Below are 26,891 nucleotides of genomic sequence, written 5' to 3'. Positions count from 1 at the left end.
TTAAACAACAAATTATTTATCAATGTAAAGAGAGTTTTCCAATTTTGCAAGAATTTGTGTGGCAACATCTGCTTCCATTTCCTGTTTTAATATGGCCGCTTCGCTGTCGGAACCTAAAATACGATCATTGTTAATAGTCAACAGTCGGTTGACGCTCACTTTGATTGGCTCTGGAGGAAGTTTCGTTTTACCTTTCGCCTTTTGGATTTGAAAGACAACCTTTAATGTTAATTGATATTGACGAGGCGCTGTACTTGCTGCGACAGCGGCAATATCTTGGCGTAGATATTCATTTAAAATGACAATCCAGTACTTGGCAATAGCTGGGTCGTCCGTGACAGCCACATCATGAAGGCGTAATCTGCTTTCAAGGAGCCTTTCAAGCGGAGAGTGGCCACTTTTTGATATGACAGCTACCGGCATCATTGATTGAGGGATACGGATTGAACCCCGTAAGTGGAACCCGCAAGCACTGAGTAGGGCGAACAAACTAATGATCCACGCATGTCTCATTAGTTTGCGACCAGATTGATAAGTTGGCGATGGCCAACGACAATCGCCTTTCGAATGACTTTTCCTTCGATAAAATCTGCGCAAGATTGTTGTGCTAATTCAATTAAGCTTTCTTCAGACGAGTCAGACGGGGCAGAAAATTCACCACGAAGTTTGCCATTGACTTGGACGACATAGGATACCTCATCACTTTTTAGTGCTGATTTGTCCACTTTCGGCATAGGCGCATCTATGATAGCGCCATCAAACTCACATAACTGCCATAGATGGTGGCAAATATGCGGTGTTATTGGCGCAAGCAATCGTAAAAGGACACTGACCCCTTCATAAATGACCTCTTTATCAACCACATCTTGTTGCGCATAGTCGTTTATTAAATTAAAGATTTTCATACACCCAGATACCACGGTATTAAATTGATACCGCTCATAATCCTGGCAAACTTGGTTCAAGATTTGATGCATTGATTGGCGAAGTTTTTTGATATCTTTCTCTTTTTCGCTCATATCAAAATGATTTTTGTTTGCTTGATTTAAATCAGCAATTTCTGAATGAAATTGAATAGTCAAATTAAATAAGCGTTTTAAGAATCGATGACAGCCTTCCACGCCACTATCAGACCATTCCAGTGATTGCTCGGGTGGTGATGCAAACATCACAAACAGGCGAGCAGTGTCAGCGCCATATTGGTCTATCAAATGATTGGGATCCACAACGTTGCCGACCGATTTAGACATTTTATGGCCATCTTTAAGGACCATGCCTTGTGTGAGTAGTGCAGTGAAAGGTTCGTCGGAGTTGAGTAATTCTTGGTCGCGCATCAATTTATGGAAAAATCGGGCATAAAGTAAGTGCATCACGGCGTGCTCGATACCGCCGACGTATTGGTCAACAGGTGTCCAATACTTGGCGCGATCATCGAGCATGGCATTGCTTTGGCTTTTGCATGCAAATCGAGCGTAGTACCAAGAGGATTCAAAAAAGGTATCAAAGGTATCGGTTTCTCTGGTAGCATCTTGACCACAACGGGGACAATGGGTATGCACAAAGCTGTCGCAGGATTTTAAAGGTGAACCACTGCCAGTAAAACTAACATCTTCCGGTAGCGTCACCGGCAATTGATCTTCAGGAACAGGCACAGCACCGCATTCATCGCAGTAAATCATGGGAATGGGTGTTCCCCAGTATCGTTGGCGAGAGACGCCCCAGTCACGTAAGCGATAATTCACTGTTTTTTTGCCGAGTTGCTTTTTCTCGAGATCTTGACCGAGTTTCTCGATAGCCTCATGAGATGATAAGCCACTGTAGTCACTGGAATTTACCAAAACACCCATATCGGTATAAGCACTCTGGGTGTAGTCATGTTGGTGACCGTCAGCAGGCTTAACAACCTCTTTTATGGGTAGTTGATAGCGTTGGGCAAATTCAAAGTCGCGTTGATCGTGAGCCGGCACTGACATCACTGCCCCTGAGCCGTATTGCATCAACACAAAGTTAGCAATCCACACGGGGATGCTTTCGCCGGTCAATGGGTGCTCTGCGGTAAAACCGGAATCAATACCGCGCTTTTCCATGGTTGCGATTTCAGCTTCAGCGGTTTTTGTGTGCTGACAGCTTTCGATAAATGCTTTCACGTCCGTATTTTTTTCAGCAGCTAATTTTGCGATTGGATGATCGGGGGAAATAGCAAGGTAGGTGGCCCCAAATAGCGTATCAGCTCGTGTGGTATAAATTTTTAGCCGCTTAGGTTCTTCAATCACAGAGAAATAAATATCACACCCTTCCGATCGACCAATCCAGTTTCTCTGCATGGCTTTGACTTGCTCTGGCCAATTTTCTAACGTATCTAGGCCTTCTAATAATTCGTCAGCATAGGCGGTGATTTTTAGGAACCACTGAGGAATTTCGCGCCTTTCAACAAGAGCGCCCGAACGCCAACCACGCCCGTCAACAACTTGTTCGTTGGCAAGGACCGTTTTATCAACGGGATCCCAATTAACTACGGAATTTTTTTTGTAAACTAAACCCTTTTCATACAGTTTCAAAAAAAACCATTGTTCCCATCGGTAATACTCTGGATCACACGTGGCAAACTCCCTTTTCCAATCATAGGCATTTCCCAGTCTTAGAAACTGAGCTTTCATGGATTGAATATTTTTTGCAGTCCATTCAGCAGGATGTATGCCGTGTTTTATTGCTGCATTTTCTGCGGGTAGGCCAAATGCGTCCCATCCAATCGGTTGTAATACATTTTTTCCAAGAGCGCGTTGATAACGTGCAATCACATCACCGATGGTGTAATTACGAACATGCCCCATGTGTAATGTGCCACTTGGATAGGGGAACATACATAGTGAATAAAACTTTTCCTTGTTAAGATCTTCGCTGACATTAAAGCTTTGTTTTTTTTGCCAGTACTGTTGGGCTTTTTCTTCAATTTCTTTCGGGTTAAAACGGTGTTCCATAATGGTTTTCGTTTTGTTCAACATAGACCGCTAAGCATAACTCCTCTTGAATGTCTCAGCAAGTGTTAGCTGCAAAAAAAAGCGATATTTGATAGGGACATTCTCAAGAGCCTGACCTGGTGCGGCTTATTGGAGAAAAAATAACGCGATGACTCAAGCTTATTTGAGGATATCGATGGCTTTTTTAGTGATCGAATAGAAAATGATGAGGAGGCAAAGTATCAGTATTGGCCAATTTCCCCAATTGGACCATGGTGTCATACCGGTTGCTGGAAATATCTGGTTAGATAATATGCCGGATGTAAAGGCAGGTAAACTGGCACTGATGGTTCCGATGCTATCAATCACGGCCGATAAACCATCGTTATTGGCCATAATCTGATAGCGTCCGGTTTGCAAGGAGCGGACTTGAGCCATTTGTTGTTGTTGAAAAGGCGCTAACGAATACCCAAACCAACCGTCATCACTAATACTGACAAGCCATTGCGCATCCGGCAGCTGCTTTCTTAGTAAATGATCATAAGCAAGTTCATAACAGATTAGCGTAGCAAATGGTCTTCTTTTGGCCAGAGGCAGGGATTGTTTATTATCGCCTGGCAACATATTCGCACTAGCAAGGGGTGCCCAATGATTCAGAAATTGAAAAGGTTTAGGTAAATATTCTCCGAAAGGCACGAGCTGTTGCTTTCGATAGATGCCTTCACCTTGTCCAAGAACGGTCAAACTATTGTAATATCGCTGCTGCTCAGTTTGTTCATCTTCTTGAGGAATACCGACTAATAAAGCGGATCCAAATTTCTTGGTGACTGAGTCAAATGCATTCATTTCCTCGGCAATCATTTCCGCAGGGACTGGAATAGCCGATTCAGGCAAAATAATTAAATCTTTTCCTAACAATTGATAGATTGCTTTTTGATAGTGGCTAATCAGACGCCAAAAATAAGATTCATCCCACTTGTCTCGCATGGATAAGTTTGCTTGAACAACCCCCACACTCATGGGTTTATCAATCAGGGTAGTCCAAGGTTTTGGTTGCCATTGATGTAAACCTAATAAAAAGATAACCAGAAATATTTGCACGCCCATTCGCTTCAGGCCTTTATAGGTAAATAGGCTTGCGACTAAGCCGCCGATAAAGACGACTAGAAACGTTGTGCCATAGACACCGATAATTGGGATAAGCTTGCCAAGCGGGCTATCAATTTGGCCAAACCCGACTTGTAACCAGGGAAAGCCGGTGAATAAATGCCCCCGTAACCATTCACTCATTGTCCACAAGGTGGCAAAGAGGGCACTATAAAACAAGGGGCTGGCAAAAGGTTGTTTCAGTTTTAGGTAAAGCCAGCTCGTTATGGCTGGGTAGATTGCTAAATAAGCAACAAAGAGGGAGGTAACCATAAAGGCGATAAGTGGGGGGAGATGCCCAAACTGATGGATACTATTATAAATCCACGAAATACCAAATCCAAAAAATGCCAACCCAAAAATAAAACCACTGGTAAATGGGTTTATTTTCTTATCTAGGCGCACAATTAGCCAAGCAAGCGATAGGAAAGCAAACCCGGAGAGGTGAAAGGGTGAAAACGATAAAGGAAGCAGGAGTCCTGCGATGATTAAAGGGACTGCTTCAAAAATGCCGCGTTTCACTTTACCCAGGGTAAATTGCATCTCAATTCGCCTCTTCAAGTGCTTTCAAGGCCATCTCATTTTGCAAATGGATGGTTTGCGTTGGAAAGGCGCATTGTGCACCATGGTTGCGAGTACTATTGATAATTCGAGTTTTCTCAGCCTTGCGGTGTAGGCGAGACAATAGTTTCGACGCAATGAAATGAATGATTGCAGCACAAAGAATAATGAAGAACATTTCAACAATCCATGCATTGCTATTGTATGTTTGAAGTAATTTTGTCATGATGATTGTTGTGAAATGATTGTGACAAGAGTCATTATGATAAGCGAATTCGCTGAAATGTCAAAATGGTCATAAACAATTCATCCTATCATGATATAATCTAAGCAATTAACTTTCAGGAGGCCAATGTCACCGCAAATTGAGATTGGCCTAAAGCGAAGTTTCTGACAATGATACTAGGTTAATATGGCGAAAGAAGTGTATGCTGGCGGCCTAACGCTCGATTTTTTTGTTGAAAAAGGATTCGAATCGCTCGATAACCTGACAGGCGATGATAGAGTGCGGGCAAATGCTCGTAATTTTGTCCGTTTATTAATGCTTGAGCAAGTGATAGGCTGGCAGCAGGCGCTCAATTTGGATACCGTGAAGTTTGCCTTTTATGATGCCACAGCCATTCAACGAAAGTATATGTTTGAAGTACTGCAAGAAGGTCTATCTTATATTGGCTACCAGCTTCAACATCAAACGCTGAATGAACAGCAACAGCGACAAGCATCGATATTAATTGCGAGTGTTTTAAGCTATGTGCCTTTTTCTTATCCTGAAAAAGAGAGCGTTATTGAGATCCCTCAGTTAGTTAATGAGCAATGGAAAATGGTTTCCTGTCAAATTAACCCAATCGATTTAACTGCAAGTTATAAAAATATTCCTTATGTCTTTAATGATGATGATAGGGTGTGGGCCTATGGGTTATCACCGCAAGGAAATGATAAGGATGCCTCGCCGTGGCTCGTTTATCAGGGAACGACTTATCCAAGTGGCAATGGATTTATGACACAATTGATGACCGATATGAAGCCATTCAAAACGGTTGGTCATGATCTGTATATGTCTGGCAAAGCAGAAATTGAACGATGGTTTGACCAATTTCCTAATCGTAAAATAAATGTCACAGGAGTCAGTCTGGGGGGGGCGCTATCGTTACTTACCGCTTGCAATTTAGGGGATCGATGTAGCCATGTTTATGCGCTGAATCCAGCGGGACTGGTTGAAAATAGTTCGCTTAAGAAGATTGATCTTTGGGACAGCTTAGTAACTAAGCCCGCGGTGTTCGTCATTAAACAAGGGGCCGATCCGGTGTCAATCATGGGGACATGGAAGCCTGATTGGATTATATTGCGCGGTGAGCTCGACAAAGAATGCCCCAATTTCTTAACCCATCATTTTGTCAACTTTGCCCGTTCCAGTCATACACGCTTCATCAAAGAGCCACACGATCACGATAAAAGCATGCGAACCATCAATAATATAATATTGTATACAGGCCTTCGCGCAATTGGCTATACGTTTTTTCTATTGCCATGGCGTTATCTGGTGATACCATTATATCGTCTAGCAAAGGCTGTCGTATTAACAACGTGTTGTTTACTAGCGGCTTTAGTGTGTGAGATGGTCTCTTTGGTAAACTTGTTACTCAAAGCGATTGTAAATGGTACCGCTTTGTTAATGGATGGTGTGCGCAAGCTGACTGAAAAATCGATTGAGCGAGTTAGCGCCTGTTTAGATGATTTTAATCAGAGTGACCAGCAAGATGATACGGTTACACTTGGCCCAAAATGACATTTTTTTTAAAGGTGATGACATGAAAAAGCATATTTTGACATTGATTAGTTGTGGTTTTATGGCTTCCACGGCAATGGCAAACCCTCTTCAAACGATTGAACAAAGTAAGCAGTGCTCATCGATTTCATTTCAGTTACCTGCTAATCCAACAACAGGGTATAGTTGGCAAGTGGTCGATTATAACCAAACACGATTTCAAAAGGAAAAGGCAACATTTGTGGCACCTAAAACTAAGCGGATAGGGGCAGGGGGCATGATGACTTTTAATTTTAAGAAAATTGAAAAAGATGATAGTGGTAAAGATGCGGTATTTTTGCTCGCATATGGGCAAGCCTGGAATAAGCAATCTTATAATAACACGGTAGTGATTGTTAACTTCGTTGATAAGCCCTGTAAGCAATAAGCTCACTTAACCGGTTGTGCCCGACGCCTTTTCATTAACGCCAAGCCAGGCAGTATGCACTTGGCCCAAAAGAGCTGCTGCTTCACGGAGAAGGTCAGTACTATTATCCAAGTTTGCTTTAAGTAAGATTCGTTGAATGTAGTCATATAACTGGTCTAAATTACCCGTCATTTGAGGATCAACGTCATGGTTCAAGGCGTGTCTTAGTTCATCTAAGATGCTAATTGCCTTACCAATTCGCTCTCCCTTTTGGCTCAATTGCTTGTGCTCAATATGGTTGATAGCAGAAGAGATATGCGATCGTGCACCTTGAAGAAGCAATAATATCAATTCATAAGGCGTTGCTTCCTCAATTCGGGCTTGCAAATCAATATTTTTATATTGATTGAGGGCTTGCTCGTAATGATTTTTCATTAGTTATTACCTCCCGAATTAAATTGAGGCAGGTTGCCTAATTGTTGGGTGAGAAAGCTACTGGTTGATTGTAATTGAGAAATGAGGGTATCCAACGCAATGAACTGATCCAGGTAACGTTGCTGGAGTTTTTGAGCGCGGGCATCTAAGTTCGTTTGGTCAACAGTCAGTTTTTCCTGACGTTTGGTAATGGCGTCCGTTTTCTGGGTCAGCGTTCCGTCTTTGCTAAGATAGCTTTCTATTAACTGGTCAAATTGAATAGCAATCCCATCCCTTACGGTGATTTGTCCGCGAGAACCCGTACTGCCACTTAGTACCTCAATGGACAATCCCTTAAAGTCGCCAGTTCCGTTTAACACTTTGCCATCGGTGGAATTGGCATAAACGCCACCAATGGTACCTGTTAATTCGCTACCGGGTGTGTAGGTGTCAATCGTAATATTGTAGGTGCCTGCTTTGACGTCTTTGCCAATGGTATTGACACGAAGACCATTGTCAGTCGTGGTTGCCGTGCGGGAAAATAATGCGCCGATATACTCGTAGTTATCTTCCAGTTGTTTGGTAAATTGGCTATCGTTTAATTCTAAGAGACCGTTTGCTTTCGTTTTAATGCCAATATCAGCCAACGTTTGTAACGGACCACCTGTATCAATTGTTTGACCAATCAGATTGGATAGGGCCGATTTCAACGTGCGTAAGCTGGTATCACTTTGGAAATAACCGCCTTCTTTTGTCTCTGCATTATAGCCGGTGTATTCATGGAGTAGGGATATGGTTTCATTGTATTTGTTGACAAATTCTCCCACTGCATTTTTCAATTTATTGGTATCATGAGAGACCGTAATATCCACTATTTTTCCGATTTCAGCTTTTTTTAGAGTAAAAGTAATTCCTTCAATTGCATCGGATAGGGTGTTGCTGCTTTGTTCTAGCAATAACCCATTGATTCGCACCTTGCTATTTGCTGCAGTAACGGATTCACTCATGTTTTGAACTGTATTGACCGGGTCATAGGCTAGCTGAGAAAGGCCTGCATTATCGGTATTATTGCCATCGTTATCCGATACGGTAATGCGCATGGATAAATCTTCTCCGGATGCTTTGCTCGTAATCGTTAAGCGCGCTCCTTGACTATCGCTGACGATACTTGCTGTGACACCCGAATTACTGTCATTGATGGCATCGCGTATGCTAAACAAATCATCCGAGCCGGGTGCAATATTGATAATGACAGAATCTTCATCCGCATTGGGTGTGAAGGTTGTTTTGCCGGCATCGTAGGTTCCGAAATCAATAGTGAGGGTACCTGAGCCGAGTGTTGCTGATGGGTCAGCAATCGATTGGCTGGCTAACGACTGCTTGGCAGCTAATTGTTGAACTTCAACTTGGTAGCTTCCAGCAACAGCATTGATATTGCTCGATGCGGTCACATAAGAAGAATCGGATGATGATGTGCTAAATCCATAGAATTGATTTAAATCAGACAGTGAGGCCATTTTTGATTGAAGGCCTGCAAGACCGCTTTTTATTTTTCCTAGGATGGATAGTTCGGTATTATAGCGGGCATTTAAGCGTGTGATTCGATTCACTTGCGCTTGTGTTTCAGCAGTCACAAGCTGTGTGACTAAATCCTGAATTGGTAACCCCGAGCCGACACCTGGTGAACTAATCCCGTTCATTCTTCTATCCTTAAGCGTTAATTAAACACTCTCATCCACTGAACCACTTATTATATTATCGAGTAATGATAACATATTCAAATATTCATCCGGTGGCATTTTGCGAATAATTTCATCGGATAATTTTTCCGTGACAATGGTCTGCAAGAGACCTGTGGCTTTGTCAATTGCTTGCTGAATATCTCTATCAGTTAAGCTTGTGACTGATTGTACAACCGGTTTTGTTTGTTGTTGTTTTTCAACCCGCTGACTTTCAGGACTGCTTACTGAATTGATTGAACGATCAAATGAAACATCCATCTCAATCTCCTCATGTCCCGTCAGAGGACAAATTGCCTTGCGGCATAAGCCGCAAGGCGTTAGTAATTAAGGTAATATGTTTATACCTTACCCTAATAATGATAGTACAGTTTGAGGCGATGCGTTTGCTTGCGCTAACATCGCAATACCTGCTTGCTGTAGAATCTGAGCTCTTGTCAAGTTGGCAGTCTCTGCCGCAAAGTCAGCGTCTTGAATACGTCCACGTGCTGCTGATAAGTTCTCAGATACGTTGGCAAGGTTAGATATCGTAGACTCAAAGCGGTTTTGCAACGCACCCATTTGCGCTCGAGTAGAGTTCACCGAGTTTAATGCCGCATCAATTCGCTTAATCGCCGTTTGTGCGCCACTTGCTGAACTGATATCGATATCATCAATACCGTTGGTATCTTTAGCAATTGACGTACCATGACCGATAGTCGCGACTGTACCACCAATGGCAATGGTATCATTGGCACTGAGGTTAATCGTTCCACGGAGCACACCGTCGAAATCCCCGCCGGTAACCGATAAGCCGTCCGTACCTGCAACGAAACCACTACCACTTTCGGCAACGGTGATATTTCTACCATCCGCAGCTGTCAACGTAATATCGCCGGCACTTTCACTGGCAATGACACCCGTTTGGTTAGAAACGGTGTTAATCGCATCTCTTAATGCAGTCGTTGTTAAAGCAGTACTCACATCAAGACCTGTGTACACTGAAACACCATTGATAGTTAGTGTATAGGTATCTGTTGACGTAGCACCACCAATTGTGCCGACTGTTTGCGTACCAGATGTTGATGCCGTTGCGCTGAAACCAGAAATATTAGCATCATTTAAGGCAGCCGCTTTTGCATAGGCCGAAGTAGAATCTTGACCATTAGCGCTTCCTGTAAAACTGGCTGATGTGGTAATAGAAGTCGTTGCACCGCCACCAATGGCAATGGTAATATCCGTTGCAGCGGCAGCACTCACTTCACTACCGGTTGTATCGGCAATACCGCCAATGGATGAGGCTTTAACACTACCAATCGTAAACTGAATGGTTTGGTTAGAGTTCGCACCGACTTGGAAGCTTGCATTTGAAAACGAACCGTCCAAAATACGTTGACCGTTAAACTCGGTGTTTTGAGATATACGATTCAACTCATCTTGTAGCTGAGTGACTTCTTCTTGAAGCGCTTGGCGGTCACTTGAGCTGTTGGTTGAGTTTGCTGATTGTAAGGATAGTTCACGCATACGTTGCAAAATGTTGGTCGTTTCTTGCATCGCACCTTCAGCGGTTTGAGCTAAAGAAATACCATCATTTGCGTTACGAATTGCAACAGACATCCCTCTAATTTGAGCAGACATACGCTCAGAAATAGCAAGACCTGCTGCGTCATCTTTCGCTGAATTAATGCGTAAACCCGATGATAGTCTTTGAATCGATTGCGACAGTGCTTTTTGAGTCATATTCAAATTGCGCTGTGAATTCAAAGACATTACGTTTGTGTTAATCGTTTGAGCCATAGTAATGTTCTCCTCATACCTGAATCCCTGGTAAGGGATACTTGATATTATTAGTTTTAATACAGTGGTATTTCACCGTACTCACATCAGTTATCGGACGGAGAATTTAAAACTTTAGTTTCATTTCAGATTTTAAAAGATGGATTATTCTTTGTTTTTGAATTTTAATGATCTTTTTGAGATTGGATTATTTGTAGGCCAACCAAGCGAGCAATTAATATGGCGACATAAAGTTGCCCTGCAACGGCTTGAAGGGAGGCTGCGATTCTTGCTGGGGCAGTTAAAGGAAGAATATCCCCATATCCTAGGGTACTAAAGGTGATGAAGCTAAAATATAGAAACTGGGTAAAATAGAATCGATGAACTGCCATGGACGTATAAGCGGTGGTGAAGCCTGTGGAAAACGAGAACGAATAGGGGTCATAGATTTCAGTCATGGTGTAAATTAATGCCCAAAAAATACATAATAAGAGGTAGGCGCTAATTGCGCCAAAAATTTTGTCTTCATTAATTTTTCGCATGGTCAAGACATGCAATATGATGGAATAGATGGCAATCATAAATAATATGCCTTCCAAAAAAAGCCCAAAAAGAAGCTGGTGTTTGCTGAAATAAAACTTACTTGACCAGATGAGGACAATTGCTAGCGCACTGGTGAGAACAGAAACGGCAAACAGGTGTTTGTTGGGGCTCACCAGGTAGATACCAAATAATAAAAGTGCGTTTGAAAATAATTCAACACCCGACGTGGGTAAAATGTCTTGATGTTGGGAAATTGGAAATAGAATAAGCAGCGCACAACTGATGACGAAGAATATCCGCATGCGATTTTTTAGTATAAATCGGTAGATTAGTCGTTGTTTAATCACAAATGGCGCCCACAAATGATTTTTTTATCGATTATGTATTATAAATCAGATTATAATAGAATCTTTTAATTGTCACGGATATAAGCATGAGTTGGCTTAAAAATTTATTTCCTTCAAAAATTCGTACCGAAACACGCGATAAAAAAGGTGTTCCCGAAGGGCTATGGGTTAAGTGCAAGGGATGTGCATCGGTTTTATATCATAGTGAACTCATAAAGAACTTATCTGTCTGCCCCCATTGCGGATATCACCATCGTTTATCAGCAAGGGAGCGACTCAAGCAAATATTCGATCCACAAACAATGGACGAATTATTTCCTAATCTTGAACCCGTTGACCGATTGAAATTCAAAGATTCTAAGAAATACAAGGATAGGATTTTGCAGGCCCAAAAAGCAACCGGTGAAAAAGAAGCCTTAATTTTAGCGAAGGGACAAATTGAAAAAATCCCAGCGATTGTTAGCTGCTTTGAATTCTCTTTTATGGGCGGTTCAATGGGAAGCATTGTTGGTGAAAAATTTGTTCGGGGTGTTCATATGGCAATCGATGAACAAAAACCATTCTTGACCTTCACGGCAAGTGGCGGTGCAAGGATGCAAGAAGGATTGTTTTCTTTGATGCAAATGGCGCGTACTTCTGCCGCATTATCGAAGCTTTCACAACATCAATTACCATTTATCGTTGTTTTAACTGATCCAACCATGGGAGGCGTGTCCGCCAGTTTTGCAAGCCTTGGGGATATCATTATCGCTGAACCAAACGCGTTAATTGGTTTTGCTGGTCCAAGGGTGATTGAGCAAACCGTTCGGCAAACGCTTCCAGAGGGATTTCAACGGGCAGAATTTTTATTAGAGCACGGCCATATCGATATGGTGGTCGCGCGCGACCAACTTAAAAAAACCATCGCCGAATTATTAGCAAAATTAATGACGTTCAGGAAAAGCAATGTCTGAAGTCGTTGAAGATTACCACCAGTTTAGCCTTGATCAATGGCTGGATTGGCTTGCTAATCGCCATGCGGATGAGATTCAACTTGGGTTAAATCGTATTCGACAAGTCTACCAACGATTGAACTTGCCAAAGCCTGCGACTCAGGTGATTACTGTTGCCGGCACAAACGGAAAGGGATCCGTTGTCTACTTGCTAGAAGCCATCTACCAAAAAGCCGGGTATCAAGTAGGTGCTTATATTTCTCCCCATTTGGACCGTTTTAATGAACGGATTCGAGTGAACCAAACGCTGATTTCGGATAAATCACTTTGTGAATTATTTTCTTGGATAGAAAGCAATCGTGGCGCGACCTATTTAACCTATTTTGAAATGGTCACGTTAGCTGCATTGGTTTATTTTAGCCAACACCCATTGGATGTTGTCATATTAGAAGTCGGTTTGGGTGGAAGACTCGATGCTGTTAATATCATTGATACGGATTGCGCAGTAATTACGACAGTGGATTATGATCATCAAGCCTATTTAGGAACAACCATTGAAGCCATTGCTGCTGAGAAAGCGGGGATAATTCGACCTGAAAAACCAACCGTCTTTGGGGATTATGCGCTACCAGACGCCATCCAAAGACAAGTAAACCAACTAGGAAGTCCCCTTTATCAGCTAGGTAATCAATTTGATTTTCAAAGGATTGATTCTTCCATACAATGTCAAGTTAATGGGAAAACTTATTCCCTGAGTAGTGATGTTCATCCCCAAGCTTGTGTAACAGCCATGATGGTTGTGACGCTCATGAATGACACTTTAACCGTCTTAGATAACGATTTACGACTAGCGTTTAAACATTGCTATGTGCCTGGGCGATTACAATGGATTCATCATCAACCAAAGTGGTTATTAGATGTTGCGCATAATGTTCAAGCCGTTAAACGATTAACCCAGGTTATCCAAGCGTGCGAAGGTTTGGGAACTGTCCGAGTGGTATTTGCTGTCTTTAAAGATAAAGCGTTTGGTCAAATGATTGAATTAATGGCAAAACTATCACAAAATTGGTATATTGCACCATTGGCTAATTCAAGAACTGCATCAAGGCTTGAATTAATGTCTGAGATTAGCCATCATAAGGGAACGTGTTTGGCGTTTGATTCGGTTGAGCGGGCCTGTGAGCAAGCATCACTTGATGCTGAAATGAATGATCTGATCGTTGTTTTCGGTTCATTTGTAACTGTTCAAATGGCTAATTGTTATTTGAAAAAGATAGGTATAAATTAATGAAATTGACAATGGATGAAGCGATGAAACATCGCGTCGTTGGAATAGCCGTTATTATTTCCATAGCATTGGTTTTTGTGCCAGCAATGATTAAAAAAAATAATCAAAGACTGGAAGAAAAAAGAATTGTTGTTGAATTGCCTGCCAAGCCGCCGCAACCACAAATGGCTGAGGTCAATGAGCCACAAGTTTTTGCTGAAACTCGCATGGCGCATGTTGACTTAGATACGCAAAGTGTATTAAGCCATACGGAGGAACAAGTTAAGGCAAATCCGATTTCTGAGCCAAAACCAATCCAAGAGGCATCTCAAGCAAGTTATCCCATTGGCAATGGTAAGCCTGTGTCGGATAACCAAGATATTGAACAGCTGGAAGAATTGACACGACCCCAACAACCTTTACAAATGGAAGCTGCTAAAATACCTTCACCAAATCCCGAGGTTAATGTCACGAAGAAGGCACCTGAGCCAAAAGTCCAAGCAAAAGCGCCTGCAAAATTGTCTGCAAAGGCCCCTGCAAAAGTGTCAACAAAAGTGCCCGCTAAAGGGCCAGAGAAAGTTGCTGCTTCTTCTTCAAAGTTTGCGGTTCAAGTGGGCGTTTTTTCAGAAACAACCAACGCTAAAATTTTACAAAAACATTTAAGCAATAAAGGTATTCAATCTCGATTAGTTAAAACAAGTGTCCATGGCAAGCCTGCCGTAAAAGTACTAATTGGCAGTTTGGCGTCAGCTGAAGCGGCAAAACAGCTTCAGCATAAATTGGCAGATAAGCATCAAATAAAAGGGTTCGTCACGAAAGGGGTTGGCTAGATGGCTAGCTTGAACTGGCTCGATTACACCATTCTGGGTATTGTTTTACTTTCCACCCTAACGGGCATTTTAAGAGGCTTTATCAAAGAGCTAATCGCTTTATGCATTTGGGTATTAGCGATTTGGTTAGCTTACCACTACGCAAATCATTTCGATGGCTTCTTTCAGGGCTGGGTTGAAGATGCCAGACTGCGGTATGGGATAGGCTTTATCGTCATTATGGTAGGGACTTTGATTATTGGTGGTATTGGTAATACCTTTTTAGGCTTTATCTTGAAAAAGTCAGGATTAAGCACCACCGATCGTATTTTGGGGATGGGGTTTGGCTTATTAAGAGGCGCTTTTATTGTTTCTTTAGTGTTAGTTGTAATTCAAATGACCTCGTTAGCTAAACAAGAAAGCGTTAATAATAGTCAGTTAGCATCCCAGTTTGATCCCATTGTTAAGACATTTAAATCCTATATTCCTAGTTTAATCCAACGTCTGAAATCAATCGATTCGAATAATCAATTGGCAGCTTTTGATCAATCCGAGTCGTTACTTGCGTCAGATGAAATAATTCAGTCAACACATTAAAGGAGTAATTTATGTACAAGAGAGTGTTATTCGCAACAGATTTCGATGAAGTTGGTATTCAAGCGGCTAAAAAAGCAAAAAAAATTGCGGATGAAAATAAGGCGGATTTATTCTTGGTGCATGTTGTAGAGCCTATTCCTGCATACGCTTACCCTGGTTTTTCTGGATTTGCTGAAGTAGAAGTTTCCATCAAAGAACAAGCTGAAGCGGAGCTTAAGAAACTTGCCAAACAATTAGGCGTGGATGATAAGCATCGTTTTCTTGAAATGGGATCGACAAAAAACCAAGTTCTACGTGTTGCTGAGGCACAAAAAATTGATCTCATTGTCACCGGCAGCCATGGTAAACATGGGATTGCGTTATTGCTGGGCTCAACAGCCAATGCGATTTTGCATGGTGCTAAATGTGATGTGTTAATCGTTCGCCCAATGGTTTAGATTAACCCACATTAATCGATACGTAATTCATAATTGTCGGATGGGCCTATGCCCATCCATCTCAATCAAAAGCAACTCACCCGACAGCTAATGACCCGGCCCCAGCGATTGATCAAGCATCGTTTACGGCAATATACCCCGCCTGTCCAATAGGGTGTCCAAGGACCCCAATAAGGAGGAGGATAGCCCCATCCTGGATTCACCCAAATACCGCCACGATATCCGTACCCAGGACCATACCACCTACCGCGATGAGCTAGGGTGATTGTTCCTGGGTTGGCATAGGTTGGATTAGTATTTGAGGGTTTATTTGCCAAGGTTGGAGTTGAAAAAAACATTAACGTTAATAGGATAAATGAAGACAACGCCATCTTTAAGGCGATAAAATACAATCTCGATTTTGTTTCCATGATACAGTCCTATTGCATGACGTTCTTTCATAGTATAGAACAAAAACATATGGTATATTAAATAAACAAAAAGATCGATCGTTAACTTATATTTTTGCTGGTATGAAACCTCAACTTCTGCCTAGGTATACTAAGGGCGCTTCCCTAGCCAATGCTATGATTTTTATGTATAATCCCACAACATTTTAAATTGGATTAAAAAACATGATTGAAGCCAATCAAGTCACCATACAAATTAAAGAATTAGAGAAGCGTATCGCCGATCTTCGGGGGTATCTTTGACTTTGATGGCAAAAAGGAACGATTAGAAGAAGTTTCCCGCGAATTAGAGTCGAGTGATATATGGAATGACCCAGAGCATGCCCAGGCACTTGGCAAAGAACGCGCTTCATTAGAAAGTGTGGTTGTAACGCTGGAGCAATTGAGCAAACAAATCAGCGATGCCAAGGAGTTATTGCAACTCGTTCTCGACGAGCAAGACGAGGGACTGTTTGAGGAGTTGAGCCAGGATATCGACAAGATTGAAGAGTCTGTTGCGCAGCTCGAATTTCGCCGAATGTTCAGTGGTGAGATGGATGCAAATGATGCATTTTTAGATATACAAGCCGGATCGGGTGGTACCGAAGCCCAAGATTGGGCTGAAATGATTTTACGAATGTACCTTCGTTGGTCTGAACAACATCACTTTGACGCGGAACTGATTGAGTGTTCTCCCGGTGAGGTTGCGGGTATCAAGAGCGCGACAATTCATGTCAAAGGGGATTATGCATATGGTTGGTTGCGCACGGAGACGGGCGTGCACCGATTGGTTAGAAAGTCACCATTTGATTCGGGTAACCGTCGTCATACCTCATTTGCAGCCGTATTTGTATCACCAGAAATTGACGATAACATTGAAATTGAGATTAACCCCGCTGATTTACGCATTGATACGTATCGAGCTTCTGGCGCAGGTGGCCAGCACGTTAATAGAACCGATTCAGCAGTTCGAATAACTCATTTACCCAGTGGGATTGTGGTGCAATGTCAGAATGATCGTTCGCAGCACAAGAATAAAGATCAGGCGATGAAACAGTTGCGTGCAAAGCTGTATGAGTTAGAAATACAAAAGCAAAATGCTGCACAACAAGCGCTTGAAGACTCAAAGTCTGATATTGGTTGGGGATCACAAATTCGTTCTTACGTTTTAGACCAATCGCGCATCAAAGATTTACGAACACAAGTTGAGACATCCAATACGCAGGCGGTGTTAGATGGGGACTTAGATGCCTTTATTGAAGCCAGCTTAAAAGCAGGAGTAGACCAAACATGATAGATGAGCACTTAGACGAAAGTGAAGTATACAAAATCCGAAACCAAAAGTTAGCGGAATTGCGAGAATCTGGGTTTAAATTCCCAAATCAATTTGAGCGTAGTCATTTAGCTGCAAAATTAATGACTGAGTACAATGACATAGATAAGGCCGGTTTAGAAGAAAAGGCAATACAAACAGCGGTTGCCGGACGCATTGTGCTTCGACGTGTCATGGGAAAGGCAAGTTTCTTTCATATTCAAGATGTTAGCGGTCGAATTCAAGTCTATATTCGTGAGAATGATCTTCCTGAATTGTATGAGCAATTTAAACACTGGGACTTAGGCGATATCGTTGGGGTAAAAGGTAAGTTGTTTAAGACAAATACCAATGAATTAACCGTTCATGCCGATGATATTGTGTTATTAACCAAGTCATTGCGGCCTTTGCCAGATAAATTTCATGGCTTGGCGGAAGTTGAATTGCGCTATCGAAAGCGTTATGTGGACCTAATTGCTAATGAAGAATCGCGAATAATATTTACACTTCGGTCGAGGTTAATTACCCATATTCGTCAATTTATGGATACGCGTGATTATCTGGAAGTCGAAACACCCATGATGCACCCGATTCCTGGTGGCGCTGTAGCAAGGCCTTTTATTACCCACCATAATACCTTGCATATGGACTTATTTTTGCGGGTTTCTCCAGAGCTCTATTTAAAAAGATTGGTAGTCGGTGGCTTTGAACGGGTCTATGAGATTAATCGCAGTTTTCGTAATGAAGGTATTTCAACCCGCCATAATCCTGAGTTTACCATGATAGAGTTCTATCAAGCTTATGCAGACTATCACGACATGATGGATTTCACTGAAGATCTATTCGGTTATTTAAGCGAACAACTCGTTGGTTCAAAAGAAATTGTCTATCAGGGGGAGACTATCAGCTTTGAAAGACCTTTTAATCGCTTAACGGTGAAAGAAGCCATATTAACCCATCATTCGGATTTACCCATCGAAGCGATTGAAAGTGTGGATAGCTTAAGAAATATCTTAGATAAAAAAGGACTTTCCTATAAGAAAACAGATACCTTAGGCATATTACAAATGATTTTATTTGAGGAAACCGTCGAAGATAAACTGATTCAACCAACGTTTATTACCGCCTATCCCACGGATGTTTCACCCTTGGCAAGACGCAGTGATCACAACCATGATGTGACCGACCGATTTGAATTATTTATTGCCGGTCGGGAAATTGCTAATGGGTTTTCAGAACTTAACGATGCTCAAGACCAAGCGCAACGATTTGAAAAACAAGTGCAGGAAAAAGAAGCTGGCGATCTTGAAGCCATGCATTTTGATAGCGATTATATTGAGGCATTAGAATATGGGATGCCACCAACAGCGGGAGAAGGGATCGGCATTGATAGGCTGGTGATGTTATTCACCGATTCACCGTCTATCCGTGATGTGATCTTGTTCCCCCAATTGAGAAAATAAGGAAAACATCGTGCTTAAAAGGATTTTAGAAGCATTTAAGATGTTATCGAACGTTGGATTTTTGTCCAGTGGTCGATTTCGTTCTTTTTTTCTCTATGTCAAAGAGCCATTAGAAGAACTTATGTATGGGTCGATGTTGCGTAGACCATGGTTTTTGGCTCTTGGTGCTTCTCCTTTCTATCTCGTCATGATGCCGATGTTTTCCTTTGTTCTGATTTGTCTGGCTGCTGTTGACATCTACGAGCTGATTAAAGCCAAAGATAAGAATCTTGATCTTTGGCTGAATGCTATTGTTGGTTCACTTTGTGCAAGCTTGGCGACGATGTCGATTGCTTTATTAGAAATTTCATTACTGACAGGCACGACTTTTGCCATTGGGCCATGGATTTTTCTTTCAAGCGTCGTTGTTTTTAGTGCTAATGCGTTATTTCAAACAGGATTAAACCTCTGGCGAGCGTGCCATAGCCCTTCCGGGTCGCAAAAGCAGCTGAACTTCATCCAATCGACAATCAATTGGGCCTTTATTTTGGCAACCGTAACAGCTGTCATTGGTTGTGTGGTGTTTGTCATCTTATTCCCTGAGATTTCTGCCACAGCGGGCGTTGCCTGCGCTGCGACAGCCGTAACGTTAACAACTGCAAGCTTATTATGGCGGATGACCCCGAGCGTGATTAAATCAAACATCAAACAACGGTTTGGTTTAGAAATAGACCCTGATTGCGAAATCGATGAGATTCAACACACACACCAACGCTTATCCCCAAATTTAAGCGCATTGCATCTTAATCCTCGATTGGAGACAGCGCCTGACGACTCCCGATTGAGTTGGGTCTATACATCGGCTCGCTCCCCAAATCTGGTTGTGAATTCGGATCCCACAGAGTCACCAATAATGACGTTAGTTGCTGGTCAACCATCCTAATCAGTCCCTGCCTTGGTTAATTCTAATTAAGAGTGTCGTCTTTTTGCTTAAGTTATTGGAAAAAAACAAATTTTTTTTAATTTTCCATTAACATGTAACAAAAAACTGTTATTCTATGCATGGTTCAATTTTTAATGAGCTGAAGAAACAATGGTTTAAATATGTTTGGACAATGTCACTTAATGATTTGCCAACAATGTTAGCATTAAATGATATTGTTCTTTTGAAGGAGATTGACAGAGATGTCGCAAAGAGAAACTGGCACCGTTAAGTGGTTTAATGAGCGAAAAGGATTTGGATTTATTGATCTCAACGGTGAGGATGTATTTGTACATTATCGAGACATCCAATGCGAAGGGTTTAAAACACTTTATGAAAATGAACCAGTGAGCTTTGAAGTGGATCGAAGTCCTAAAGGATTGAAAGCAAAAGAAGTTGTGGTTGAGGCAGCGCGTGAATAAGTAAAGCTTGATTGTGGAATCGTCATAAAGAGGTAGCATTGAAGCATTTACTTATTGTATGATGCCCTTAAAGAAAATGAACGAACGTTATGATCAAACGATTAAAAATCCAAACTTGGAGAGATTGGAATGGACGCTAATCGAAGAGTGGCTGTCATCACTGGAGCTGCGAGTGGAATTGGTTTAGCTTTTACCAAAGTCTGTTTGCAAAACAACATCAATGTTGTTATGGCAGATAAAGCGGTGACAGAGCTTTGCGATCAAGTTGAATTGTTATCGAGTGAAAGTGATGCTGACATTTACGGTGTTGTGACTGATGTAACCAGCATGGATAGTGTTAACCAATTAGCTAAACAGGCCATAGAGCATTTTGGCCGAATTGACTGGTTATTCAATAATGCAGGCATCAGTGGCCGTTTAGCGCCAATCTGGCAAATGCCTTTGGCGCATATACGCACCATCCTCGATGTGAATTTGCATGGTATTATTCACTGCATCCAAGCGTTTACGCCTTTAATGATCAAACAGCCCCATGAATGCAAAATCATCAACATGGCAAGCATGTATGGTTTGTTTAGTGGATCCCAAGTTGGGGCGTATGCTATGTCTAAGTCTGCTATTATTGCTTTGTCGGAATCCCTCTATTTTGATATTCAAAGGCTCAATCATCCCATCGGTGTTTCGGTGATCTGCCCGTCCTTCGTAGATACCAGCTTATTGAATAATTCAGCACCTGTTCACCGCGACCCCATGCATGAGAAGCTAGCAAAAGTGCTTGCTTATAGCCGCTCAGCCGATGATGTTGCACAGTCCATTTATCAGGGGGTTGAAGCTGGTCAGTTTTATATCTTTCCGGATTTGGAGGTCAAAGCGCATTATGAGGATCGTGTCAATGCGATGTTAGCTGGTTCTATGCCCCACACCAATGCTATCGAAAAACTACTAAGTCAGTTAAGTGATCGCACAACCACTGCCTAATCCAAAATGGAGAAAAATTTGACCGAGCATTTATCCCATTCAACATGGCGTTTGCTTGGCGATAGATGTTATCGTCCGCTTTTTTTTACCCAGTTTTTTGGCGCGTTTAATGATAATGCATTTAAACTCGCCATGCTTACCTTGATAAGCTTCTATTTAAATCAAAGCGAAGAAGCGTCCCAGTTTTATCAAGCCCTGTCTGGCACCGTATTTACCATTCCATTTTTTCTGTTTTCTGCCACAGCCGGACAATTAGCCGATAAATTTAATAAAGCCATTATTGCGAGATGGATCAAGGTATTTGAATGTTTTCTTATCGCATTTGGAAGTTTTGCCTTATATCTGGGCAATATCTATCTTCTCATGGCTATTTTATGCGGTATGGGCATCCATTCAACCTTTTTTGGGCCTGTTAAATATGCCATCTTACCGGAATTGCTTAAGCAAGAGCGACTATTAGCGGGAACGGCTTTAATTGAGGCGAGCACCTTTATCGCTATCTTGCTGGGTACCTCGTTGGGTGCTTTGACGGTTGGCCATGAGTCTGTTTTTTGGGCGATTTTGTTAACCAATGTCGTGGCATGGTTAGGGTTATTATCGAGCTTGTATATTCCTTTGGATCTGCATGAAGCAAAAACCCTATCCATTGATTGGCATTTTTTTCGAGCAACGTATCAAATGCTTAAGCAATCGCTTCACCAACCATTGATATTAGCGATAATTCTGGCAATTTCTTGGTTTTGGTTAATCGGTGCTGTGGTTATGATAAAACTGCCCGATTATGTACGCTTTGTATTGATCGCTAACAATAAAGTGTTTGCTTTATTCCTAATTTTGTTTTCTATTGGCATTGCGTCCGGTTCCTTGGCTATTAATTATTTCTTAAAAGGGAAAGTAACGTTAAAGTGGGTGCCATTGGCATTGTTGTTGATGAGTGTTTTTGCCTTTGATTTGTATTACCTACCACCGCATACCCTCAGAGGGGCGGGTAGTAATCATCTACAAAATTTACACCAGTTTGTTAGCGCGCTACCCAATTGGCGAGCAATAGTCGATTTTTTTGCTTTATGCTTTTGTGGCGGCATGTATATTGTGCCATGCTACACGCTATTACAAACCAAAAGTCCAATTAGTCATCGCTCGCGAACGATTGCAGCCAATAATATTCTCAATGCCGCTTTCATGGTATTGGGTAGTTTATTAGTGATGTTGCTGTTAGAGATTAATGTTAGCATACAAGGCGTGTTTTTAGTTTTAGCCATCTGTAATTTATTTGTCTGTGCGAGTATTTGGTATTACCGATTTAACCAATCGCGCCTGGGCAAATAAGTCTCGTATAGTGCGCTTTCGGGTGTTCCAGGCTCGGGATGCCAATCATAGGTCCATCGAACTTCAGGTGGTAGGGACATTAATATCGACTCGGTTCGACCGCCGGACTGCAATCCAAATAACGTGCCTCTGTCATAAACCAAATTAAATTCAACGTAACGTCCGCGACGGTATAATTGAAAGTCTCGTTCTCTATCGCCATAAGCCTGATTTTTTCGTTTTTCAACAATGGGCACATACGCGTCAATATACGCGTTGCCAATGCTCTGCATCAACGCAAAGCTGTGTTCAAAACTGTGTTCACAATAATCATCAAAGAACAAACCGCCAATCCCTCGCGCTTCTTGACGATGTTTTAGGAAAAAATAATCATCACACCATGTTTTAAATTTCTCATAGATAGCAGCACCAAACGGATCGCAGGCAGATTTGGCCACTTCATGCCAGTGCACACAGTCTTCCATAAATCCATAATAGGGTGTTAAATCAAAACCACCACCAAACCACCAAATAGGGGGTTCAGACTCATGATTGGCGACAAAAAAACGAACGTTGGCATGAGAGGTTGGGACATAAGGATTTCTTGGATGAATCACTAATGATACCCCTAATGCCTGGAAATCACGACCGGCTAATTGGGGTCGGTTGGCGCTGGCAGAGGGGGGGAGGGTATGACCATATACATGGGAAAAGTTAACACCGGCCTTTTCAAATACAAAACCCTTTTCAAGGACACGGCTAATACCGCCTCCGCCTTGTTCACGAGTCCATTCATCAATAATAAAAGACGCTTGTCCATCGCATTGTGCTAATGTTTGACAGATATTGGTTTGTAGCTGTAATAAATAGGCTTTAATGGATTGAAGATAGTTTGTTGGCAGTGGTAAGCTATCTTGCATCGTTATAATACTCCTAGCTCAGTCAGGCGCTCAACTAAGTATTGCTTAGCTGTCTTTTCCGGTGACAATGGCACCTCTGGGCGGGGGTGCAAAAACAAGGGCATTGATAACCGTGACTTATTTTCACCCTTGTCTGGGTTGATAACGCGATGGGTGGTTGAACGATAATAACCCTGGGTTGCTAAATCTAACATATCGCCAACATTGACGATAATACTTCGGTGAGAGCCAGGTACGTTGTGCCATTTGCCATCGATATCTTTTACTTGCAATCCTGACTGGGTTGCGCCAACTAATAACGTAATTAGGTTAATGTCTTCATGTGCTGCTGCACGGACCGCGCCTTTGGGCTCATTACCCGATAAAGGTGGGTAGTGCAGAATTCTTAGCATGGTTTGCTGCGAATCAGTAATCATATCGGATAATGGCATCGATAGTTGACCCGCCATGTCAGTTGGTAAGTATTGCTCTAACCACCCAAGTATCGTGCTAGCAAATTGGGTAAGCTGTTGATAGAGTTGTTTCGTTTTATCGCTTATTTGGCTAGGATATTGTCCCCAAGGGTAATATTGGTAATATTCCTTGATATCTTTTATCTCAGCCCCTTTTGCAATCTCAGAGATACTGGATGGGAAAAAACCATCTTGGGTTTCGCGATGATAGAGTGTGGCTTGTTTACGTGATTCATCGGCAAAGAATAAACGCCACTCTTCATAGACATCATGGACAAGCTCCAGGGAAATAGGATGATTTTCTAAAACGCCAAATCCCGTGTTACGCATCGACTGACAAAAATAACGGGGGGCTTGGTTATCTTCACAATTGACGGTTAAAACATTCATGTTCGGCATCTCCTGGAGGGTTTGGCGCAACTTTACGAGAAATTATTGTAAAAATCAAGGTAATGCCAATATCAACGCAAAATGTGTTAAAAATGTCACTATATGACAAAAAGTGTCACTATATGCAGGGTGTAATAATATTGGTCAATTTTGGGTGGAATTTAATTTAACAATGAATTCATTGGCTTACAGGGCAAATCTGCTTTATAGTGGTAAGTGGCATTAAATTTGCAACAGTATCTACGTCGATAATGTACAGGAGAAGAAGATGAAATCCAAAGGTTTTACACTGATTGAATTGATGATTGTGGTCGCGATTGTTGGTATTTTAGCAGCAGTAGCGATTCCAGCTTACCAAGATTACACTGTTAGAGCTCGTATTTCAGAAGGCTTAGGACTAGCTTCTGCTGCGAAAACAGCGGTATCTGAGACAGTACAAAGTGGTACTGCACTGGCTAACATTACCCAGCAAAACTCCGGTTATACTGGTTTGCCAGCTGCCACTGCGAACGTTGCCTCAGTGACCATTGCTAACGGTGGAACAATAACAGTCACCATGGGAGCTGCAGCGCAAAACGTTGTTATGACGCTCGTGCCAGCTCAAGCTAACGCAGGGGATCCTATTACATGGACTTGTAATACAGCTGCTTTAGCTAATTACAAATACGTCCCTTCCGAGTGTCGTAATGGTGGTGCATAATATCTAATAATAATCTCTTAAAAGCCGCTTGATTAAGCGGCTTTTTTTTTGCCTAGAAGATCGCTTTGTAGCAGTCCAGAAGATCGATGCGCACAAATTAGAAACAAATCGTGAAGCTAATAAAGGGAGAGCAGAACGAAGAAAACCAGTGAAAAATTTTAACGTGACATCGATCTGGATTGCTTCGCTTATGCTCGCAACGACTGGCCATCTTGAAAATTTTACCCGGGAGTATTTTTATAATAACCCCGGGTAGATATTATTTAGCCAATTGATTTTTTAATCGGACATAGACGGGTAAGCCGTTTTCATAAGGGGGATAGGCTTCTCCCTGGATGAGTGGTAACAAATAGCGACGGCAGGCATCGGTAATACCAAAGTTATCGGCTCGTATATATTCTTTGGGCATGGCTTTTTCCACATTGGCAACTTCGGATAAGGGCACATGATCAATGGCCCATTCATAGGGCTCATCGTTAAGCCGTTTGATAATGGGCATAATCGCATTTTTACCGGCAAGTGCTAGTTCAACGGCCGCCTTGCCTAGGGCATAAGCATGATCCACATCCACTTGGGAGGCAATATGACGCGCAGCCCGTTGCAGATAATCAGCCACTGCCCAATGGTATTTATGTCCCAATTCGTCTTTGACCATTTGCGCAATGGTTGGCGCAACCCCGCCTAATTGGGCATGACCAAAGGCATCGCGGGTGCCGGCATCGGAAATAAATTGACCTTCGTGATTGCGTATTCCTTCAGAGACAACCATGACACAATAGCCATGTGTTTTCACACAGCGATCGACTTCTGCCAGCACTTTATTTTTATCAAAAACCACTTCAGGAAATAATATAAGGTGTGGGGGGAGATTGGGATTGGTGTTTGCTAACCCGCTGGCCGCGGCAATCCAGCCAGCATGACGTCCCATCACTTCTAAAATAAAGACTTTGGTGGACGTTGCTGCCATGGAAGCGACATCAAAACCGGCTTCTAACGTCGAAATGGCAATGTATTTGGCCACCGAGCCAAATCCTGGACAATTATCAGTAAAGGGTAAATCATTATCCACGGTTTTGGGGATGCCAATACAGGTCATGGGGTAATCCATCTCACGGCTAAGTTGGGCCACTTTATTCGCCGTATCTTGAGAGTCACCGCCGCCATTGTAAAAGAAATAGCCGATATCATGTTGTTTAAAGACATTAATAAGTTGCTTATATTCTTCGATATTATTTTTTAATTTATAACGACATGAGCCAAACGCGCCCGAAGGGGTATGCTTTAGGGCAGCAATACTGGCATCAGATTCAAGCGATGTGTCTATTAACTCGTTATTTAAGGCACCAATGATGCCATTTTTGGCAGCGAATACTTTGCCGATTTTATCCGCATGTTGACGGGCGGTTTCAATCAGACCGCAAGCCGATGCGTTGATGACAGCGGTGACACCACCGGATTGAGCATAGATAGCATTTTTAGGCATGCATATATCCCTTTTCGAGTGAAAAAGGATATTATACAGGTTGTATGTGGCAACGGAAGGGTGGGGTTATATCTTATTTACCATATCGGTTACTTCACTGATGTCCAAATCGCCTTTTGTATCTTCAAGGCCCACTTCCTTGAGCACGCCATCAGCCAGCTTACCAACCTCATTACCTATACCCGTATTACCCAAAACACCATCAACTGTATTACCTAAGCTTTCGCCTATCCCTTTAGATTCCCCTTTTGCGTTACCCCCTGTTAGCCCTCCTAAGCCATCTAACAAGCCGCTACTTTTGTCATTATCAGGCATACAAACCTCCAGTTGACAATTATCCAAACATAATGAATTCACTTTAAACATAGTCAATAACTAATGCAAATGCAAGAATTGCTA

At 42.2% G+C, this 26,891-nt stretch carries 28 protein-coding genes; 14 read left to right on the top strand and 14 right to left on the bottom strand.

Features of this window, described 5'->3' with window-relative positions:
- Window positions 1-12: 12 nt before the first annotated feature.
- From lptE to AB3348_RS08830, 4 genes are all read right to left on the bottom strand, one after another.
- Window positions 13-513, bottom strand: a complete 501-nt coding sequence (gene lptE, locus AB3348_RS08845) for an LPS assembly lipoprotein LptE (RefSeq protein ID WP_367607232.1) — start codon at window positions 511-513, stop codon at window positions 13-15.
- A complete protein-coding gene (leuS, locus tag AB3348_RS08840) occupies window positions 513-2,978 on the bottom strand; it encodes a leucine--tRNA ligase (protein WP_367607231.1) in 2,466 nt (821 codons plus the stop codon). The genes lptE and leuS overlap by 1 nt, the downstream gene beginning before the upstream one ends.
- A 159-nt stretch (window positions 2,979-3,137) precedes the next feature.
- A complete protein-coding gene (gene lnt / locus AB3348_RS08835; RefSeq protein WP_367607230.1) occupies window positions 3,138-4,646 on the bottom strand; it encodes an apolipoprotein N-acyltransferase in 1,509 nt (502 codons plus the stop codon).
- Window position 4,647: 1 nt separating this feature from the next.
- Window positions 4,648-4,890, bottom strand: a complete 243-nt coding sequence (locus tag AB3348_RS08830) for a hypothetical protein (protein ID WP_367607229.1) — start codon at window positions 4,888-4,890, stop codon at window positions 4,648-4,650.
- 186 nt (window positions 4,891-5,076) lie between these two features.
- On the opposite strand from AB3348_RS08830, the gene AB3348_RS08825 reads away from it, so the two are divergent.
- Complete coding sequence (locus AB3348_RS08825; protein WP_367607228.1) at window positions 5,077-6,450, top strand: hypothetical protein; 1,374 nt, start codon at window positions 5,077-5,079, stop codon at window positions 6,448-6,450.
- Between the two features lie 22 nt (window positions 6,451-6,472).
- Window positions 6,473-6,856 carry a protease inhibitor I42 family protein gene (locus AB3348_RS08820; protein WP_367607227.1) on the top strand — a complete coding sequence of 128 codons (384 nt, stop codon included), beginning with the start codon at window positions 6,473-6,475 and terminating at the stop codon, window positions 6,854-6,856.
- Window positions 6,857-6,862: 6 nt separating this feature from the next.
- Here AB3348_RS08820 and fliS read toward each other — a convergent pair whose 3' ends face one another.
- From fliS to AB3348_RS08795, 5 genes are all read right to left on the bottom strand, one after another.
- A complete protein-coding gene (fliS, locus tag AB3348_RS08815) occupies window positions 6,863-7,270 on the bottom strand; it encodes a flagellar export chaperone FliS (protein ID WP_367607226.1) in 408 nt (135 codons plus the stop codon).
- Entirely contained in the window at window positions 7,270-8,949 is a 1,680-nt protein-coding gene (gene fliD / locus AB3348_RS08810; RefSeq protein WP_367607225.1) for a flagellar filament capping protein FliD, read from the bottom strand. Before fliD ends, fliS begins: the two co-directional genes overlap by 1 nt.
- 21 nt (window positions 8,950-8,970) lie before the next feature.
- Window positions 8,971-9,249 carry a flagellar protein FlaG gene (locus AB3348_RS08805; RefSeq protein WP_367607224.1) on the bottom strand — a complete coding sequence of 93 codons (279 nt, stop codon included), beginning with the start codon at window positions 9,247-9,249 and terminating at the stop codon, window positions 8,971-8,973.
- 87 nt (window positions 9,250-9,336) lie between these two features.
- Window positions 9,337-10,764, bottom strand: coding sequence for a flagellin (locus tag AB3348_RS08800; protein ID WP_367607223.1), 1,428 nt, complete (start codon window positions 10,762-10,764; stop codon window positions 9,337-9,339).
- A 164-nt stretch (window positions 10,765-10,928) separates the two neighbouring features.
- The gene (locus tag AB3348_RS08795) at window positions 10,929-11,633 is read right to left on the bottom strand and encodes a potassium channel family protein (protein ID WP_367607222.1); all 705 of its coding nucleotides are present in this window, start codon (window positions 11,631-11,633) and stop codon (window positions 10,929-10,931) included.
- A gap of 86 nt (window positions 11,634-11,719) precedes the next feature.
- Here AB3348_RS08795 and accD point away from each other — a divergent pair, with 86 nt between their 5' ends.
- Genes accD through AB3348_RS08770 form a run of 5 tightly spaced genes read left to right on the top strand, consistent with a single transcriptional unit; the run spans window position 11,720 to window position 15,675 of the window.
- Entirely contained in the window at window positions 11,720-12,586 is an 867-nt protein-coding gene (accD, locus tag AB3348_RS08790) for an acetyl-CoA carboxylase, carboxyltransferase subunit beta (protein ID WP_367607221.1), read from the top strand.
- Entirely contained in the window at window positions 12,579-13,853 is a 1,275-nt protein-coding gene (locus AB3348_RS08785; protein ID WP_367607220.1) for a folylpolyglutamate synthase/dihydrofolate synthase family protein, read from the top strand. The genes accD and AB3348_RS08785 overlap by 8 nt, the downstream gene beginning before the upstream one ends.
- The gene (locus AB3348_RS08780) at window positions 13,853-14,662 is read left to right on the top strand and encodes an SPOR domain-containing protein (protein WP_367607219.1); all 810 of its coding nucleotides are present in this window, start codon (window positions 13,853-13,855) and stop codon (window positions 14,660-14,662) included. The genes AB3348_RS08785 and AB3348_RS08780 overlap by 1 nt, the downstream gene beginning before the upstream one ends.
- On the top strand, window positions 14,663-15,238 hold the full coding sequence (locus AB3348_RS08775) for a CvpA family protein (RefSeq protein ID WP_367607218.1): 576 nt from the start codon (window positions 14,663-14,665) through the stop codon (window positions 15,236-15,238). It abuts the gene before it with no gap.
- Between the two features lie 11 nt (window positions 15,239-15,249).
- Window positions 15,250-15,675, top strand: a complete 426-nt coding sequence (locus AB3348_RS08770) for a universal stress protein (RefSeq protein WP_367607217.1) — start codon at window positions 15,250-15,252, stop codon at window positions 15,673-15,675.
- 65 nt (window positions 15,676-15,740) lie between these two features.
- On the opposite strand, the gene AB3348_RS08765 is transcribed toward AB3348_RS08770, so the two are convergent.
- On the bottom strand, window positions 15,741-16,085 hold the full coding sequence (locus AB3348_RS08765; RefSeq protein ID WP_367607216.1) for a hypothetical protein: 345 nt from the start codon (window positions 16,083-16,085) through the stop codon (window positions 15,741-15,743).
- A gap of 204 nt (window positions 16,086-16,289) precedes the next feature.
- Here AB3348_RS08765 and prfB point away from each other — a divergent pair.
- From prfB to AB3348_RS08735, 6 genes are all read left to right on the top strand, one after another.
- Window positions 16,290-17,397 (top strand): peptide chain release factor 2 gene (gene prfB, locus AB3348_RS08760; protein ID WP_367607215.1). Its coding sequence is split into 2 segments (ribosomal slippage): window positions 16,290-16,364 and window positions 16,366-17,397, totalling 1,107 coding nucleotides; the frame shifts between segments, so codons are not numbered across the junction.
- The gene (lysS, locus tag AB3348_RS08755) at window positions 17,394-18,878 is read left to right on the top strand and encodes a lysine--tRNA ligase (protein ID WP_367607214.1); all 1,485 of its coding nucleotides are present in this window, start codon (window positions 17,394-17,396) and stop codon (window positions 18,876-18,878) included. The genes prfB and lysS overlap by 4 nt, the downstream gene beginning before the upstream one ends.
- Window positions 18,879-18,888: 10 nt before the next feature.
- Window positions 18,889-19,800 carry a hypothetical protein gene (locus AB3348_RS08750; protein WP_367607213.1) on the top strand — a complete coding sequence of 304 codons (912 nt, stop codon included), beginning with the start codon at window positions 18,889-18,891 and terminating at the stop codon, window positions 19,798-19,800.
- A gap of 242 nt (window positions 19,801-20,042) precedes the next feature.
- Window positions 20,043-20,261: a cold-shock protein gene (locus AB3348_RS08745; RefSeq protein WP_367607212.1), complete on the top strand. Its 219-nt coding sequence runs from the start codon at window positions 20,043-20,045 to the stop codon at window positions 20,259-20,261.
- A gap of 129 nt (window positions 20,262-20,390) precedes the next feature.
- Window positions 20,391-21,239, top strand: a complete 849-nt coding sequence (locus tag AB3348_RS08740) for an SDR family NAD(P)-dependent oxidoreductase (RefSeq protein WP_367607211.1) — start codon at window positions 20,391-20,393, stop codon at window positions 21,237-21,239.
- Between the two features lie 18 nt (window positions 21,240-21,257).
- Window positions 21,258-22,568, top strand: coding sequence for an MFS transporter (locus tag AB3348_RS08735; protein WP_367607210.1), 1,311 nt, complete (start codon window positions 21,258-21,260; stop codon window positions 22,566-22,568).
- Here AB3348_RS08735 and hemF read toward each other — a convergent pair.
- Together hemF and AB3348_RS08725 are read right to left on the bottom strand one after the other, a co-directional pair.
- Window positions 22,535-23,467, bottom strand: a complete 933-nt coding sequence (gene hemF / locus AB3348_RS08730; protein ID WP_367607209.1) for an oxygen-dependent coproporphyrinogen oxidase — start codon at window positions 23,465-23,467, stop codon at window positions 22,535-22,537. The genes AB3348_RS08735 and hemF overlap by 34 nt on opposite strands.
- A gap of 2 nt (window positions 23,468-23,469) precedes the next feature.
- Window positions 23,470-24,309, bottom strand: coding sequence for a 2OG-Fe(II) oxygenase family protein (locus AB3348_RS08725; RefSeq protein WP_367607208.1), 840 nt, complete (start codon window positions 24,307-24,309; stop codon window positions 23,470-23,472).
- 268 nt (window positions 24,310-24,577) lie between these two features.
- On the opposite strand from AB3348_RS08725, the gene AB3348_RS08720 reads away from it, so the two are divergent.
- Complete coding sequence (locus AB3348_RS08720; protein ID WP_367607207.1) at window positions 24,578-25,009, top strand: pilin; 432 nt, start codon at window positions 24,578-24,580, stop codon at window positions 25,007-25,009.
- A 259-nt stretch (window positions 25,010-25,268) separates the two neighbouring features.
- Here AB3348_RS08720 and AB3348_RS08715 read toward each other — a convergent pair whose 3' ends face one another.
- Together AB3348_RS08715 and AB3348_RS08710 are read right to left on the bottom strand one after the other, a co-directional pair.
- The gene (locus AB3348_RS08715; protein WP_367607206.1) at window positions 25,269-26,492 is read right to left on the bottom strand and encodes a 6-phosphofructokinase; all 1,224 of its coding nucleotides are present in this window, start codon (window positions 26,490-26,492) and stop codon (window positions 25,269-25,271) included.
- A gap of 66 nt (window positions 26,493-26,558) precedes the next feature.
- The gene (locus AB3348_RS08710; protein WP_367607205.1) at window positions 26,559-26,807 is read right to left on the bottom strand and encodes a hypothetical protein; all 249 of its coding nucleotides are present in this window, start codon (window positions 26,805-26,807) and stop codon (window positions 26,559-26,561) included.
- Window positions 26,808-26,891 lie beyond the last annotated feature (84 nt).

Origin of the sequence: Legionella sp. W05-934-2, from assembly GCF_964199965.1 — a bacterium.
Classification (GTDB): Bacteria; Pseudomonadota; Gammaproteobacteria; order Legionellales; family Legionellaceae; genus JAFIFT01.
The sequence above is the reverse complement of the archived record's forward strand: the minus strand, read 5'-3'. Positions and strand labels throughout refer to the sequence as shown.